Consider the following 14,859-nt stretch of genomic DNA (forward strand, 5'->3'; position numbering starts at 1 on the left):
CGGGATGCGGCGTCGGCCCGTGCGCGTCGCCGCGGGGGACTTGCTTGCAGTTCGGGGCCGGAGGAACAGTGTTCCTCCGGCCCCGAAGTGATGCTAACCGTCCAGGCCGAGGACCCGGTTGGTGTCGTTGGTCAGTTCCTCGAGCAGGTTCTCGTTCTCGTTGAGCTTGACGCCGTAGCCCGGGATCATTTCCTTAATCTTGGGCTCCCAGCCGCCGAATTCCTTGGGAAAGCAGCGCTTGAGCAGGTTCACCATGATCGGCGGGGCGGTGGAGGCACCGGGCGAGGCGCCCAGCAGCGCGCCGACCGTGCCGTCGGCCGAGGTGATGAGCTCGGTGCCGAACTGCAGGATGCCGCCCTTCTTTGGGTCCTTCTTGATGACCTGGACGCGCTGGCCGGCGGTGATCAGTTCCCAGCCCTCGGTGGCGCCTTCGGGGTAGTACTCCTGCAGGGCGCCGGTCTTGCCTTCACGGGTCTTGAGGACCTCGGTGACCAGGTACTTGACCAGGGAGGTGTTGTCCTTGGCCACGGCCAGCATGGGGACCAGGTTGCCCGGGCGGACGGAGAACGGCAGGTCCAGCAGCGAGCCCTTCTTCAGGAACTTGGGCGAGAAACCGCCGTACGGGCCGAAGAGCAGGGAGCGGCGGCCTTCGACGAAGCGGGTGTCCAGGTGCGGCACCGACATCGGCGGGGCGCCCACGGAAGCCTGGCCGTACACCTTGGCGTTGTGCCGGGAAATGATGGTCTCGTCGGTGCAGCGCAGGAACTGGCCGGAGACGGGGAAGCCGCCGAAGCCCTTGCCCTCGGGAATGCCGGAGCGCTGCAGAAGCGGCAGCGCGCCGCCGCCGCCGCCGATGAACACGAACCGGGTGTGCACGGTGCGGGCTTCACCGGTGGCCCGGTTCTTCACGCGCACGTCCCAGCCGCCGTCGGAGGCCCGGGTCAGGTCCAGGACCTGGTGGCCGAAGTTGAGCTCCACGCCGGAGGCGCCGAGGTGGTCGACCAGCTGGCGGGTCAGGTTGCCGAAATCGACGTCGGTGCCGCCGGCCACGCGGGAGGCGGCGACGCGCTGTCCGGCGTCGCGGCCCTCCATGATCAGCGGGGCCCATTCGGCGATCTTCGCGTGGTCCTCGCTGTGCTCCATGGTGCGGAACAGCGGCTGGGCGCTGAGGGACTCGTACCGGCGGCGCAGGTAGTCGGCGTGTGCGTCGCCCCAGACGAAGCTCATGTGCGGAAGCGGGTTGATGAAGCTGTTGGAGATATGGCCCTGGGAGACCAGGAAGGACCAGAACTGCCGGGAGACCTGGAACTGCTCGTTGATGCCGATCGCCTTGGCCGGGTCGACGGACCCGTCCGGGCCGGCCGGGCTGTAGTTCAGCTCGCAGAGCGCCGCGTGGCCGGTACCGGCGTTGTTCCACGGATCGGAGCTCTCCAGGCCGGCCCGGTCCAGCCGCTCAAAGAGGGCAATGTTCCAGTCCGGGGCGAGCTGCTTCAGGAACGTACCGAGCGTGGCACTCATGATGCCGCCGCCGATCAGCAGTACGTCGGTTGTCGTGGCGGAACCCTCCGCCGGGCTTTGTGCAGTCAACTTCATATCTCCAGTCGCGTGGGCGCTAGCCCTAGAAGGGTATCTCTGAAAGCGCGCTTACAGACAATTCTCCGCGCTTGGAAGTCGCGGCGGGTCAGGTGGTCTGCGGATCAGTCAGTTCGATCAGGTTGAAGACCTCGTTGAGCACCGGGGAGGTCGGGTAGCGCACCACGCGCGGGGACATCGCGAGGATGGACACGGGGAAGGCCAGGGGCACGGCGGGAATCCGCGCGGAGATGCGGTCGGCGATCTCCGCGTAGGCGTCGGCCTGTTCCTGCCCGGCGGGCAGCGTTCGCGCCCGCTCGATCTTGGTGGCCAGCTGCGGGTCCTCGTAGCCGAATTCCTGGCTGTAGCTGCCGAAGAGCGGTCCGAGGAAGGTGTCCGGGTCCTCATAGGTGCCGGAGATCCCGAGCAGGTGCAGAGCCCGGTCCCCGTCCGACTGCACCTGGTCGAGGTAGCCCTCGGACCAGTCCACCGGCACCGGGCGGATGTTGAGCCCGACGGCGGTGAGCTGCCGGCTGAGCACCGCGTAGACCCGCTCCGGGGAGGGCAGGTATGCGCGGGTCACCCGGCGGGGGTAGTGGAAGGGCAGCTCGGCGCCGTCGTAGCCGATCTCCTCCAGCAGCGCCTTCGCCTTCTCCGGGTCATAACCGTAGTTGGTGACCGATGAGGAGGTCAGTCCCAGCTTCTCCGGCAGGAACTGGTTGGCGGTCTTGGTGCCGTTGAGGAACAGGCCCTCCAGCAGGGCGGGCTTGTCGATGGCATGGGCAATGGCCTGGCGCATCTTGGGCTCGTCCATGCCCGGGAAGTTCTGGTTCAGGCCCAGGTACAGCACCGAATAGGGGTCCCGCTGCAGGATCTGCTGGCCGCCGCGGGCGAGTTCGTCGACGTCGTCCACCGTGACCAGGTCATAGCCATCCACCTCGCCGTCCTGCAGGGCGCGCAGCCGGCTGCTCGGGCTGGTGATCGTCTTGAAGGCCACCGTGCCGATCTGCCCGCGCGTTCCCCAGTATTCGGGGAAGGAGCGCAGGCGCACCTCGTCGCCCTCCCAGGACTCGAAGCTGAACGGGCCGGTGCCTACCGGGTGCAGTCCGTACCGGCTGACGGGAATGTCGTTCATCCGTTCGGTCAGCTCGTTGGCCGCGGCCTCGCGCAGCGCCTTGGGCGAGGACATGGCGAAGGCGGGCGAGGCCAGCGCGGGAATGAAGCCGGTCAGCCGGTTGCGCAGCGTCACCGCGACCGTGAATTCGTCCAGGACCTCGCAGGATTCATACAGCGCCAGGTCGGGACTGTCGGCGTAGCCGCGGAACACGGCTCCGTACATGAGGTTCTCGGTGCCCCGGGCCGACACAGGAAGGTTGTACCAGCGCTCGAAGTTGGCCCGCACGGCGTCGGCGTTGAACGGTTCGCCGTCATGGAAGCGGACATCGCTGCGCAGGGTGAAGGTGTAGGTCCGCCCGTCCTCGGACTCTTTCCAGCTGCTGGCCAGCAGCGGTGCCGGGGCGCTGGTGAGCGGGTCGGTGCCGACCAGGCCCTCCAGCACCTGCCGGGTCACCCGGTGCGACTCGGTGTCCATGACCAGGGCCGGGTCCAGGCCCGCCGGCCGGGCGGCGGTGGCCAGGGTGAAGACGGCCGACGGCGCCGCGGAGGTGCTCGCTGCGGCGGAGGGGCTGCCGCTGGGCTCGCCGGTGCGGGCGGCGGTGCAGCCCGTCAACGCCAGGGCGGCTCCGGCCAGGCCGGCCCTCAGGACGGACCGGCGGTCGCAGGAACGGGCCACAGTTGCTTCTCCTTCGGGACGTGGGTCCCTGCAGTTCGGGGGTCGGATTCCAGTCTAGGCGATAAAAAACCCGCGAAACCGGAGGAGATCTGCCTCACACTCCTCCCTTTGTGCGGCAGGATGAGTCCATGACTGAATCCAGCCCTGCCCCGGCGCTGCTCGAGGTGAGCAACCTCGCCATTAACTTCCGCACCATCGACGGAGACGTCGAGGCCGTCAAGGAGGCGGGCTTCGTCCTGCCCCAGGGGCGGACCCTGGCCATCGTCGGCGAGTCCGGCTCCGGAAAATCCACCACGGCGATGGCCGTCATCGGGCTGCTGCCCGGCAACGGGCGCGTCGTGTCCGGGTCCATCCGCTTTGACGGACAGGAACTCGTGGGCCTGCCCGAATCCAAGATGCGCGCCATCCGCGGCCGGTCCATCGGACTGGTTCCGCAGGATCCGATGTCCAACCTGAATCCGGTGACGAAGATCGGCACCCAGGTGGCCGAGACCCTCCTGGTCCACGGAATGGCCACGAGCAGGGACGTGGACCGGAAGGTCGTGGAGGTCCTCACCGCTGCCGGGCTGCCCGACGCGGCGGAACGGGCGAGGCAGTATCCGCACGAGTTTTCCGGCGGCATGCGGCAGCGGGCGCTGATCGCCATCGGGCTGGCCTGCCGGCCGCGGCTGCTGATCGCCGATGAGCCCACCAGCGCGCTTGACGTGACCGTGCAGCGGACGATCCTTGACCAGATCGACCGGATGACCGAGGAGCTGGGGACTTCCGTCCTGCTCATCACCCACGACCTCGGCCTGGCTGCCGAGCGTGCGAGCGATGTCGTGGTGATGCACCGGGGCCGGGTGGTGGAAACCGGGCCGGCGCGCCAGCTGCTCGAAGACCCGCAGCATCCCTACACGCAGTCCCTGGTCCGGGCCGCCCCGAGCGTGGCCGCCGTCCGGCTGACGCCCGCCGCCTTCGCCGCTCCCGCCCGGCGGCTGCACGCCGTCGACACGGCGGCCGTCGAGGCCGACGCCTCCGACGCCGGGGCGCCGGGACCGGCGGACCAGATCGCTCCGCCTGCTGCGGCGCAGGACAACATCGTCGAGATCCGGGACCTGAGCAAGGTGTACAAGGTCCGCGGCAAGGGGGAGTTCCATGCGGTTAGGAACGTCTCGCTTGAGGTGCCGCGGGGGCAGACGGTCTCGATCGTCGGTGAGTCGGGCTCCGGCAAGACGACCACGGCGCGGATGCTGCTGAAGCTGGTGGAGCCCACCGCGGGGACCATGACCTTCGACGGCCAGGACGTGGCCGCCCTGAAGAAGGACGAGCTGCGGCAGTTCCGCCAGCGGGTCCAGCCCATCTTCCAGGACCCCTACTCGTCCCTGGATCCGATGTTCACCATCGAGCGGATCCTCGAGGAGCCGCTGAAGACCTACCGCCGCGGTGACCGGTCCGAGCGGTCGGCGCGGGTGCGGGAGCTGATGGACCAGGTGGCGCTGCCCGCCTCCATGCTCACCCGGTATCCCGCCGAGCTGTCCGGCGGACAGCGCCAGCGCGTGGCGATCGCCCGGGCGCTGGCACTGAAGCCGGAGCTGATCATCTGCGACGAACCGGTCTCCGCCCTGGACGTGCTGGTGCAGGCCCAGATCCTGACGCTTCTGGGGGACCTGCAGCGTGAACTGGGGCTCAGCTACCTGTTCATTTCCCATGACCTCGCGGTGGTGCGGCTGATCTCCGACTACGTCTGCGTGATGAAGGACGGCGAGCTGGTGGAGGCTGCCACCTCGGAAGAGGTCTTCTCCAACCCGCGCCATCCCTATACACGCAGGCTGCTGGCCTCCATTCCCGGCAACGAGCTGGGCATCGACGCCGCCGAGGAGGCCTCCTAGCCGCCGGCCCGGCAGACGAAAAAGGGCTGCGGCCCCGGTGGAAACCGGGGCCGCAGCCTTTTCGTTTGCCCTTGCGCCGCCTACTTGCGCCGGGTCTTCGGATCGAGAGCCTCGCGCAGGGACTCTCCCAGCAGGGTGAAGCCCAGCGCAGTCACCGCGATGCAGATGCCGGGCAGGAACGCGAGCTGCGGTGCCACGGCGAGCTCGTTCTGGGCGTACGTGAGCATGCGCCCCCATTCCGCGGATTCCGGCCGGCCGCCGCCCAGGCCCAGGAAGGACAGCGCCGCGGCGTCGATCACGGCCGTGGCAAGGGTCAGCGTGGCCTGCACGATGACCGGCCCCACGCTGTTGGGCAGCAGGTGGCTCATGGTGATCGTGCTGCGGCTCAGGCCCAGGGTCTGGGCGGACAGGATGTAGTCGGCCCCGCGCTGGGAGAGCATGGAGGAGCGCAGCAGCCGGGCGAAGATCGGCACCTGGGAAACACCGATGGCTATCATCACCGCTGCCGGGGTCTGCCCCAGGACGGCGGCGATGCTCACGGCCAGCAGCAGGTTCGGCACGGAGAGCAGCACATCCACGAACCGCATGATGAGCGAGTCCACCCAGCCGCCGAAGCCGCCGGCCAGCAGGCCCAGGATCATGCCGCCGGCCAGGCCGAGCGCGGTCGAGATGACGCCGATAAGCAGTGACGCCCGGGCGCCCCAGATCAGCTTCGACACCACGTCCCCGCCGAAGCGGTCCAGGCCCAGGGGATACGCGTCCAGCTCGCCCGGACCCGGAATGGAGGTCGGAGTGATCTCCGTGCGGCCCGGCAGGTCCTCCCCGCCGTAAGGGGCCAGGACCGGGGCCAGGATGGCCACCAGCAGGAACAGGCCGATGATGACCGCCCCGGCGATGGCCGCCGGATTGCGGCGCAGCCGGCGGAAGGCGTCGCGCCACATGCCGCTGCCGCGGGCTTCGGCGGTCAGCGGCTTCTCGTCGGGGGTCGTTACGGTTCCGCCGGGTGACGGCGGCAGGACTGTACTCATTGCACCCTCACCCTCGGGTCGATGAAGCCGTAGGACACATCAACCAGCAGGTTGATCAGCGAGTACGCCACGGCAATGAAAATGATGAAGCCCTGCAGCACCGGATAATCCAGGTTGAAGATGGCGTCCCGCAGGAAGCGTCCGATGCCGTTGAAGGCGAACACCGTTTCGGTGAGCACCGCCCCGGAGATCAGCAGGCCGGTCTGCAGGCCGATGGTGGTGGTGACCGGCAGCATGGCGTTGCGCAGCACGAACCGGCCGCGGATCGTCTTCTCCATCAGGCCTTTGGCGCGGGCGGTGCGGACGTAGTCCGCGCCCTGCACCTCCAGGACGGAGGCGCGGGTGATGCGCACGATGATGGCCAGCGGAATGGTGCCCAGGGCGATGGCCGGCAGCACCAGGTGCATGATCGCGTCCCAGGATGCATCCCATTCCCTGGTCAGCAGGCCGTCCAGTACGTAGAACTCGGTGACGTGCGTAGCGTTGATCCTTGGATCCTGCCTGCCGTCGGTGGGGAACCAGCCCAGCTGGATGGCGAAGGCCCACTTGAGCATGAACGCAAGGAAGAACACCGGGATGGTGATGCCCAGCAGGGAAAGGACCACGGAGCCGTGGTCCAGGATGCGCCCCTGGTGGCGGGCGGCGAGGTAGCCGAGCGGAATGCCGATGGCGATCGCGAAGATCAGGGCGACGACGGCAAGTTCCAGCGTCGCGGGAAAACGGTTGGCGAACTCCTCGAGCACGGGGCGGCCCGTGACGGTGGAGACGCCGAAGTCTCCCTGCAGCAGCTTGCCGACATAGGTCAGGTACTGCTCGTGCAGGGGACGGTCGAAGCCGTAGGCCTCATTGATGCGGGCAATGGCTTCAGGTGTGGCCTTTTCGCCCAGCAGGGCGGTGGCGGGCCCGCCCGGAAGGCTGCGTACCCAGAGGAACAGCAGGACCGAGAGGCCGAAGAGTGTGGGGACCAGCAGGAGCAGGCGTTTGCCGATGACTCGCAGCACAGAAGTCCTTTCTCAGCCCGGAAGGAGCTGACAGGAGTCGAGAAAGGTCGGCCGGAAGGCCGGAGACGGCGCGCGTCCCCGGCCTTCCGGTGGATGGTTTCGCTACTCGGTGAGCTGGATCTTGTTGAAGACCTCGTCGTTGACGGGGCTGGCCGGGTAGGACTCGACGCGCTCGGAGAACGCCAGCGACGGCGCCGGGTGCGCCAGCGGCACCGCGGGCAGGAACTGGGCGATGTCCTCGTTGATCTGTTCGTACATCGGGGTCTGCTCCTCGACCTTGGTCACCTGGCGGGCTTCCTCCAGGGCCTGGAACAGCTCGGGGTTGTTGAAGCCGAACTCGTCCTTCTCGCTGCCGAAGAACACGCCGACGAAGTTGTCGGTGTCGTTGTAGTCGCCGGTCCAGCCGAGCAGGTGCAGGCCGTGGTCGGGCGTGGCCTGGACCTGGTCCAGGTAGTCCGGGGACCACTTGGCCGGCTTGGCCTCAACGGTGATGCCCACCTCGGCCAGCTGGGCCGAGATGTTGGAGAACACCTGTTCCGGCGTCGGCATGTACGGGCGGGAGACGCCGGTGGGGTAGTTGAAGTCGATGGTGAAGCCCTCCGGGTAGCCGGCCTCGGCCAGCAGGGACTTTGCCTTCTCCGGGTCGTACTCGTAGGTGGTGACGTCCTCGTTGTAGCCGTTGACCACCTCGGGGATGAACTGGGTGGCCACCTTGGTGCCTTCCGGCAGGGTCTGGCGGACCAGGGCGTCCTTGTCGATCGCGTGGGCGATGGCCTGGCGGACCAGGGGATCGGCCAGCTGCTCGACCTGCTGGTTCATGCCCAGGTAGAGGATGGTGAACGGCTCGCGGGGAATGACGTTGAAGCCCTCGTCGGTCAGGGCCTGGGTATCGGCGGGCGCCACCAGGTCATAGCCGTCGATGTCGCCGGCCTGCAGGGCCTGGCGGCGGGAGTTCGGGTCGTCAATGACGCGGAAGATGATGTCGGTGACCTGGCCCTGCTCGCCCCAGTAGTCCTCGTAGGCGGAGAGGGTGATCTGGTTGCCCACTTCCCAGCCCTCGAACTTGAACGGGCCGGTGCCCGTCGGATGCTCCTTGGCGTAGGCGGTCAGCTCCGGAGCCTCCTCGGTGCCCGAGGCGTTGTTGGCGCCGTGCTCCTCCATGGCGGCCGGGCTCTGCATGGCGAAGGCCGGCAGGGACAGGGCGGCGATGAACCCGGCGAACGGCTTGGCCAGGGTGACCGTGGCCTCGTTGTCTCCGGTTGCTTCACAGGACTCATAGGTGGCGGCCTCCGGGGTGTCCGAGAAGCCCTTGAACAGCATCCGGTAGTAATAGGCCTGGCTCTCGGCCTGCTGGATTCCGGTGAAGTTGTACCAGCGGTCGAAGTTCGCGCAGACGGCCTCGCCGTTGAACTCGGTGCCGTCGTGGAAGGTCACGCCTTCCTTGAGGTCGAAGGTGTAGGTCAGCCCGTCCTCGGAGATCTCCCAGTCCTCGGCCAGCAGCGGCTCGGGATCGGCCGTGCCTTCCTTAACCCCGACCAGGCCTTCGAAGATCTGGCGGCTGACGCGGAAGGATTCCCCGTCGGAGGCGAAGGCCGGGTCAAGGGACTTCGGGTCGGACGAGGCCGCGAAAATGAACGTGCCGTCGACGTTGGACTCCCCGCCGCCGCCGGCATCGCCGTCGCGGTTGCTCTCGGCGCAGCCGGAGAGGATGAGGGCGCTCATGGCGAGTCCGGCCGTGATGGCCGAGGCCCGCCTGCCGGACGGGCGGCGCCCGGCGTTCTTGCCAGCAGGTGACATATCGGTGCTCCTAGGGGCGAGTGGTAGGTCACGGCGCAACGGCGCCGCGACTGTGTCATGCGACACAAGCCATGCACAGAGCCTAGGGGCATCGGCGGCCCGGAACGGGCAGGCGGAAGGCGGGTGTGGTCACAATTGGGTCACGGCGTGGCCGGGCGGCGCCGGTCGCAGGAAAGGTGCCGGAACGAAAAACACCCCGACCGATGGGTCGGGGTGTCGGAGCCGAAGGGCTCAGGCGCCGCCCGTCGACCGGGCGGCGGAGAAGTGCGCGAGGAGGGACTTGAACCCCCACGTCCGAAGACACTGGAACCTAAATCCAGCGCGTCTGCCAATTTCGCCACTCGCGCCTGGCCGCCCCCTTGGGGGGGGGCGGGCCAGCCTACAGTGTACCGGAGCCTAGTCGAGGCCGAGGTCGCGGCGCAGCTTGGCAACGTGGCCGGTGGCGCGGACGTTATACTGGGCGAGGCTTACCACGCCCTCCGGGTCGATCACGATTGTGGAACGGATGAGTCCTTCATAGACTTTTCCGTAGTTCTTCTTCTCGCCCCAGGCGCCGTAGGCTTCGGCCACGGCATGGTCCGGGTCGGAGAGCAGCGGAAAGTTCAGCGCCTGGTCCTCCGCGAACCTGGACAGCTTGCTGACCGGATCGGGTGAGATGCCCAGGACGGCGTAGCCGGACTGCTGCAGGCCGGCCAGGCTGTCCCGGAAGTCGCAGGCTTCCTTGGTGCAGCCGGGAGTGGCTGCGGCGGGATAAAAGTAAACAATGACACTGCGGCCGGAAAAGTCGGACAGCGAGACCGGGGTGGACGCCGAGTCTTCGAGGGTGAAATCGGGGGCGACGTCGCCGACGGTCAGTCTGGACATGAGGTGCTCCTGTTTGTATCGATTAGGTTGCGGGGCCCGAGGCCGCGCGACAGCTCAGGACTGCGGTGGCTATCGTAGTCAATGGATTTCAGGCTAGCCGATCGGCCTAATGAATCCGAACCCCTGAAAGGAAGAGTTCTGCTTTATGCCGGATATGGAGCGTTGGCCCACCGGTCGCCTGTTGTCGACTGCCGCACGGCTTGTTGAGCACGCCTGGAATGAGCGGCTGGTCAGCATCGGAGTAACCCACGCCGGCGTCATCGCCCTGGGCGTGCTTGATTCCCAGGGCCCCATGACGCAGGCCCACCTTGCCCAGCTGGTGCGGGTGCAGGCCCAGACCATGGGCAAGACCCTGGCGCGGCTGGAAAGCCACGGGCACGTTAAGCGCGTGCGCAACGACATGGACAAACGCAGCCACATGGTCTCGATCACCGACCAGGGCCGCGAAGCCCTGCATGAGGCGCAGAACATCGAGCGGACCCTGCTGGAAGGCGGCGAGCTGATGTCCGAGGAGCTGCGCGGGCAGCTGCGCCGCGTCATCACCGAACTCGGCAGCCCCCGCTGGCAGGCCGCGGTCGATGTCTCCGGGATCCCGGTGGCCATCGATCCCGCTCCGGGGATGCCGCAGCCCCCGGTGTTGAACGCCGGGTAGTCACGTACGTTCCGCGGCGGCGGGGGGAAGGCCTTCTGGGCCTCCTCCCGCCGTCGTTGTTTGTGGGCCCGGCGTCCGGGGCGTGCAGCCGTTGCGTCGGCGCCGCATAATACAAAAAAAGACTCCCGCCGACTATGTCGGCGGGAGTCTTCATTGTGGTGCACCCCCCGGGACTTGAACCCGGAACCCATTGATTAAGAGTCAATTGCTCTGCCAATTGAGCTAGAGGTGCATTTTGCCGCTGCGCCGGATATCTCCGCGGTGCGCTGCAACGACATGAAACATTACCAGCACTCTGCCCGGAACCTGAAATTCAGGCGGTAAAAGTAGGGCAGATCACATTCCGGAGGGGCCGGGGCGCCTGATCACGCACTCGCCGGCGGTGCCGTCCCACTCCGGCCCGGCCTCCACCACCCAGACCCGCCGCGGTTCCGGGCCGGACGGATCGGCCGGCGCCGGCGGGCGGCGTTGGACCCGGCGGGGGAGCGTGCCCCGCCAGGCGCTGTGGCGCGCGCCCTCCTGTCCGTCCGCACCGTCCGCGCCCCGCCGGACGGTCACCGTGACGGAGCCCCGGTCCGGCGGGCCGGCCCGGCGCCCTGCGCCCGGCGCGCCGGGCGGCGGTGCATCGCGGTCTCTCCGCCGGCGGAGCGCGGCGGCCAGGGCGCCGCCGGCAAGCGCCGCCGCGAACACCAGCCGATTGAGCCGTGAGCGTTCCATCGCCGGTCCTCCCGTCGCTGAGGCATCCTCCTATGACGGTAGGACGGCGCCGGGCCGGCGGTAAACCCGCCCGGATGGCACGCGCCCCGGCGGCGTCGGATACGTTGATCCGCGCCGGTAGGCTGGCGGACATGGCAGACCAGATCCCGTTCCGTCCCGTCCGCACGCTCACCGTTCCGGATGCGCAGCTGCTGCGTGATCTGGGCCCGCTGCCCGAAGCCATCACGGCGGCGGTGTGGGACCTGGCCGGGGAACCGGAGGGTGTGGACGCCGCGGAAGTGGACGCCGTCGTCCTGCCCTACGCTCCCGCCGGCGACTGGCGCCCGGCGCTGGCCCGGGCGCCGCGCCTGCAGCTGGTGCAGACCCAGACCACGGGCTACGACGGCGTGCCCGAACTCGTTGGACCGCAGACCGCGGTTGCCACCGCCGCCGGAGTCCATGCTGCCGCCACCGCCGAACTGGCCCTCGGGCTGATGATCGCCTCGCTTCGGGGCATCCCGGAGGCCGTCCGCAGCCAGGGGCGGCAGCTCTGGGAACCGACGCGGTGGCCCGGCCTGGCGGACCGCCGCGTCCTGCTCCTCGGGGTGGGCGGCATCGGCCGCGAAATCGCGGCGCGGCTGAAGCCCTTCGACGTGGAGCTGACCCGGGTGGGCTCCCGGGCACGCACCGACGCGGAGGGGCAGATGCACGGGGCCGCCGAGCTGACCGGCCTGGCGCGGACGGCAGAGGTGCTCGTGGTCATCACCCCGCTGAACGGGGACACCCGGCACCTGGTCAATGCCGAGGTCCTTGCCGCGCTGCCCGACGGCGCGCTGGTGGTCAACGTGGCCCGCGGGCCCGTCGTCGACACCGCGGCCCTGACCCGTGAAGTCGTGTCCGGAAGGCTGCGGGCCGCCCTCGACGTCGTGGATCCGGAGCCGCTTCCGTCCGGCCACCCGCTGTGGTCGGCGCCCAATGCCCTGATCACTCCGCACAACGGCGGCAACAGCGGCGCGTTTCCGCCGCGGATCGCCGCCCTGCTGCGGAGGCAGGCCGCCCGCTTGGCAGCCGGCAGGGAACCGGAGAACCTTGTCATCCCCGGCCCCTGGGGGCGCGGCTCCTAGCCGATCCGGCGGAACTCCGCCAGGAACCCGGTGAAGTCCTCCAGGTCCGCGGCCTGCTCGACCACCCCTGCGCCGTCGGTTACCGGCAGTCCGGCCTTCGGATGCACCTCGAACGTAAAGACACGGCCGGTGATCGTCGCCACGGCCAGCCGTCCCGGCCCGACCGGCTCGGTGTGGGCCAGGTTGGTGGACCCGACGGACGTCGGCACCTCAACGCCCTGAAGGGTGTGCGGGTCGAAGGGGGCGAAGATGAGCTCCAGGGGATTCCAGCGGTAGCCCAGCACGTAGTGCCGGTCGTCGGCCCCGGCCGGCGAGGCGCACACCAAGTTGTAGCTTCCGTAGTTCGGAATCTGGGAGTCGAAAATCCTCCGCAGGGCCGCCTTGAGTTCGTCGCTGTCCGGGTGTCCCTGATCGGCAGTCATGGGGCCAGTCTAGGGAGGCGGACCGCCGTCGAGGGAGCCCGCGCGCCGGACTGTTACCTGATCGTCAGCACCGGCCGGGAACCCTCCCGGCCCGTCCGGTCGTTGGAAACCGGGGGAGGTCCAGACAGGAAACATGTCCGTAACACGGCACCGCGCCCCGTCACATCCCCGGGCCGCGACCGGCAATGGTCATAGGATTTAGCGCATGAGCGTGGAGAACACCCCAGACATCAAACCGAGAAGCCGTGTCGTCACCGACGGCATTCACGCTGCCCCGGCCCGCGGTATGTTCCGCGCGGTCGGCATGGGCGACGACGACTTCGCCAAACCCCAGATCGGCATCGCCAGCTCCTGGAACGAAATCACCCCCTGCAACCTGTCCCTGAACCGCCTGGCCCAGGGAGCCAAGGAAGGCGTGCACGCAGGCGGCGGCTTCCCCATGCAGTTCGGCACCATCTCCGTCTCCGACGGCATCTCGATGGGCCACGAAGGCATGCACTTCTCCTTGGTCTCCCGCGAGGTCATCGCGGACTCCGTCGAAACCGTCATGATGGCCGAACGCCTCGACGGCTCCGTGCTGCTCGCCGGCTGCGACAAGTCCCTGCCCGGCATGCTGATGGCAGCGGCCCGCCTCGACCTCTCCAGCGTCTTCCTGTACGCCGGGTCGATCATGCCCGGCTGGGTCACGCTCGAAGACGGTTCGGAGAAGCAGGTCACCCTCATCGACGCCTTCGAAGCCGTCGGCGCCTGCGCCGCCGGCAAGATGAGCCGCGGCGACCTCGACCGCATTGAACGGGCCATCTGCCCCGGCGAAGGCGCCTGCGGCGGCATGTACACCGCCAACACCATGGCCTGCATCGGCGAGGCCCTGGGCATGTCCCTGCCCGGCTCGGCCGCCCCGCCGTCGGCTGACCGGCGCCGCGACGAATTCGCCCGCAAGTCCGGCGAAGCCGTCGTCAACCTGCTGCGCAAGGGCATCACCGCCCGGGACATCATGACCAAGAAGGCGTTCGAAAACGCCATCGCCGTCACCATGGCCTTCGGCGGCTCCACCAACGCCGTCCTGCACCTGCTGGCCATCGCCCGCGAAGCCGAAGTGGACCTCACCCTCGAGGACTTCAACCGCATCGGCGACAAGATTCCCCACCTGGGTGACCTCAAGCCGTTCGGCCGCTACGTGATGACCGACGTCGACAAGATCGGCGGCGTGCCCGTGATCATGCGGGCGCTGCTCGACGCCGGCCTGCTCCACGGCGACTGCCTCACCGTCACCGGCAAGACCGTCGCGGAGAACCTGGCCGAGATCAACCCGCCGGACGTCGACGGCAAGATCCTGCGCGCACTGGACAACCCGATCCACAAGACCGGCGGCATCACCATCCTGCACGGCTCGATGGCCCCCGAAGGCGCCGTGGTGAAGAGCGCAGGCTTCGACGCAGACATCTTCGAAGGCACCGCCCGCGTCTTCGAACGCGAACAGGGCGCCCTCGATGCCCTCGACAACGGCGAAATCCACGCCGGCGACGTCGTCGTCATCCGCTACGAAGGCCCCAAGGGTGGCCCGGGCATGCGCGAGATGCTCGCCATCACCGGCGCCATCAAGGGCGCCGGCCTGGGCAAGGACGTCCTGCTGCTCACCGACGGCCGCTTCTCCGGCGGCACCACGGGCCTGTGCATCGGGCACGTCGCCCCCGAAGCCGTCGACGGCGGCCCCATCGCCTTCGTGAAGGACGGCGACCGGATCCGCGTCGACATCGCCGCCCGCAGCTTCGACCTGCTGGTGGACCCCGAAGAGCTCGAAGCCCGCAGGGTCGGCTGGCAGCCGCTGCCGGCCAAGTTCACCAAGGGCGTGCTGTCCAAGTACGCCAAGATGGTGAACTCCGCCTCCACGGGCGCCTACTGCGGCTGATACGGCCTCCCCAACTCCATCCGCCGGGGCGGATGGAGTTGGGGCCCCTCAGGCCGTTGCAGCCTTATTAAGCCCTGCCGCCGAAGTGCCTCAATGGTGCCCTGCCGCCTGAGGTGCGCAGGGTACCTTCC

At 68.5% G+C, this 14,859-nt stretch carries 12 protein-coding genes and 2 tRNA genes; 4 read left to right on the forward strand and 10 right to left on the reverse strand.

Annotated elements, in window-relative coordinates; all coding sequences use genetic code 11:
* Positions 1–93 precede the first annotated feature (93 nt).
* On the reverse strand, positions 94–1,593 hold the full coding sequence (locus AC5RUW_RS14845; RefSeq protein WP_494161390.1) for a malate:quinone oxidoreductase: 1,500 nt from the start codon (positions 1,591–1,593) through the stop codon (positions 94–96).
* Between the two features lie 88 nt (positions 1,594–1,681).
* Positions 1,682–3,364 carry an ABC transporter substrate-binding protein gene (locus AC5RUW_RS14850; protein ID WP_494161391.1) on the reverse strand — a complete coding sequence of 561 codons (1,683 nt, stop codon included), beginning with the start codon at positions 3,362–3,364 and terminating at the stop codon, positions 1,682–1,684.
* Positions 3,365–3,492: 128 nt separating this feature from the next.
* Here AC5RUW_RS14850 and AC5RUW_RS14855 point away from each other — a divergent pair, with 128 nt between their 5' ends.
* Complete coding sequence (locus AC5RUW_RS14855) at positions 3,493–5,235, forward strand: ABC transporter ATP-binding protein (protein ID WP_494161392.1); 1,743 nt, start codon at positions 3,493–3,495, stop codon at positions 5,233–5,235.
* An 80-nt stretch (positions 5,236–5,315) separates the two neighbouring features.
* Here AC5RUW_RS14855 and AC5RUW_RS14860 read toward each other — a convergent pair whose 3' ends face one another.
* The 5 genes from AC5RUW_RS14860 to bcp all read right to left on the reverse strand — a co-directional run bounded on the left by AC5RUW_RS14860 (position 5,316) and on the right by bcp (position 9,925).
* On the reverse strand, positions 5,316–6,263 hold the full coding sequence (locus AC5RUW_RS14860; RefSeq protein WP_494005259.1) for an ABC transporter permease: 948 nt from the start codon (positions 6,261–6,263) through the stop codon (positions 5,316–5,318).
* Positions 6,260–7,264, reverse strand: coding sequence for an ABC transporter permease (locus AC5RUW_RS14865; RefSeq protein ID WP_494005258.1), 1,005 nt, complete (start codon positions 7,262–7,264; stop codon positions 6,260–6,262). The genes AC5RUW_RS14860 and AC5RUW_RS14865 overlap by 4 nt, the downstream gene beginning before the upstream one ends.
* Positions 7,265–7,366: 102 nt before the next feature.
* Complete coding sequence (locus tag AC5RUW_RS14870) at positions 7,367–9,061, reverse strand: ABC transporter substrate-binding protein (RefSeq protein WP_494161393.1); 1,695 nt, start codon at positions 9,059–9,061, stop codon at positions 7,367–7,369.
* Between the two features lie 265 nt (positions 9,062–9,326).
* Positions 9,327–9,408 (reverse strand) — tRNA-Leu (locus AC5RUW_RS14875).
* 49 nt (positions 9,409–9,457) lie between these two features.
* Positions 9,458–9,925, reverse strand: a complete 468-nt coding sequence (bcp, locus tag AC5RUW_RS14880) for a thioredoxin-dependent thiol peroxidase (protein ID WP_494161394.1) — start codon at positions 9,923–9,925, stop codon at positions 9,458–9,460.
* Positions 9,926–10,106: 181 nt separating this feature from the next.
* Between bcp and AC5RUW_RS14885 the strand changes: the two genes are divergently transcribed.
* Positions 10,107–10,577 (forward strand): MarR family winged helix-turn-helix transcriptional regulator, encoded by a 471-nt coding sequence (locus tag AC5RUW_RS14885; protein ID WP_494161395.1) that lies wholly within the window; start codon positions 10,107–10,109, stop codon positions 10,575–10,577.
* Between the two features lie 156 nt (positions 10,578–10,733).
* Here AC5RUW_RS14885 and AC5RUW_RS14890 read toward each other — a convergent pair.
* Positions 10,734–10,809 (reverse strand) — tRNA-Lys (locus AC5RUW_RS14890).
* A gap of 104 nt (positions 10,810–10,913) precedes the next feature.
* A complete protein-coding gene (locus tag AC5RUW_RS14895) occupies positions 10,914–11,294 on the reverse strand; it encodes a hypothetical protein (RefSeq protein WP_494161396.1) in 381 nt (126 codons plus the stop codon).
* 131 nt (positions 11,295–11,425) lie between these two features.
* Between AC5RUW_RS14895 and AC5RUW_RS14900 the strand changes: the two genes are divergently transcribed.
* The gene (locus AC5RUW_RS14900; RefSeq protein ID WP_494161397.1) at positions 11,426–12,397 is read left to right on the forward strand and encodes a 2-hydroxyacid dehydrogenase; all 972 of its coding nucleotides are present in this window, start codon (positions 11,426–11,428) and stop codon (positions 12,395–12,397) included.
* Here the strand turns inward: AC5RUW_RS14900 and AC5RUW_RS14905 are convergent.
* Positions 12,394–12,819, reverse strand: a complete 426-nt coding sequence (locus tag AC5RUW_RS14905; protein ID WP_494161398.1) for a hypothetical protein — start codon at positions 12,817–12,819, stop codon at positions 12,394–12,396. The two genes, AC5RUW_RS14900 and AC5RUW_RS14905, sit on opposite strands and share 4 nt — an antisense overlap.
* 205 nt (positions 12,820–13,024) lie before the next feature.
* Between AC5RUW_RS14905 and ilvD the strand changes: the two genes are divergently transcribed.
* Entirely contained in the window at positions 13,025–14,728 is a 1,704-nt protein-coding gene (ilvD, locus tag AC5RUW_RS14910) for a dihydroxy-acid dehydratase (protein WP_494161399.1), read from the forward strand.
* Positions 14,729–14,859 lie beyond the last annotated feature (131 nt).

The sequence above is a fragment of the Arthrobacter sp. Y3222053 genome, assembly GCF_059092805.1.

What these genes read in the sequence shown, in the direction of transcription:
- AC5RUW_RS14845 (WP_494161390.1), bottom strand. Translation starts at nt 1,593, where the DNA reads ATGAAGTTGACTGCACAAAGCCCGGCGGAGGGTTCCGCCACGACAACC.
- AC5RUW_RS14855 (WP_494161392.1), top strand. Translation starts at nt 3,493, where the DNA reads ATGACTGAATCCAGCCCTGCCCCGGCGCTGCTCGAGGTGAGCAACCTC.
- AC5RUW_RS14860 (WP_494005259.1), bottom strand. Translation starts at nt 6,263, where the DNA reads ATGAGTACAGTCCTGCCGCCGTCACCCGGCGGAACCGTAACGACCCCC.
- AC5RUW_RS14870 (WP_494161393.1), bottom strand. Translation starts at nt 9,061, where the DNA reads ATGTCACCTGCTGGCAAGAACGCCGGGCGCCGCCCGTCCGGCAGGCGG.
- bcp (WP_494161394.1), bottom strand. Translation starts at nt 9,925, where the DNA reads ATGTCCAGACTGACCGTCGGCGACGTCGCCCCCGATTTCACCCTCGAA.
- AC5RUW_RS14895 (WP_494161396.1), bottom strand. Translation starts at nt 11,294, where the DNA reads ATGGAACGCTCACGGCTCAATCGGCTGGTGTTCGCGGCGGCGCTTGCC.
- AC5RUW_RS14900 (WP_494161397.1), top strand. Translation starts at nt 11,426, where the DNA reads ATGGCAGACCAGATCCCGTTCCGTCCCGTCCGCACGCTCACCGTTCCG.
- AC5RUW_RS14905 (WP_494161398.1), bottom strand. Translation starts at nt 12,819, where the DNA reads ATGACTGCCGATCAGGGACACCCGGACAGCGACGAACTCAAGGCGGCC.
- ilvD (WP_494161399.1), top strand. Translation starts at nt 13,025, where the DNA reads ATGAGCGTGGAGAACACCCCAGACATCAAACCGAGAAGCCGTGTCGTC.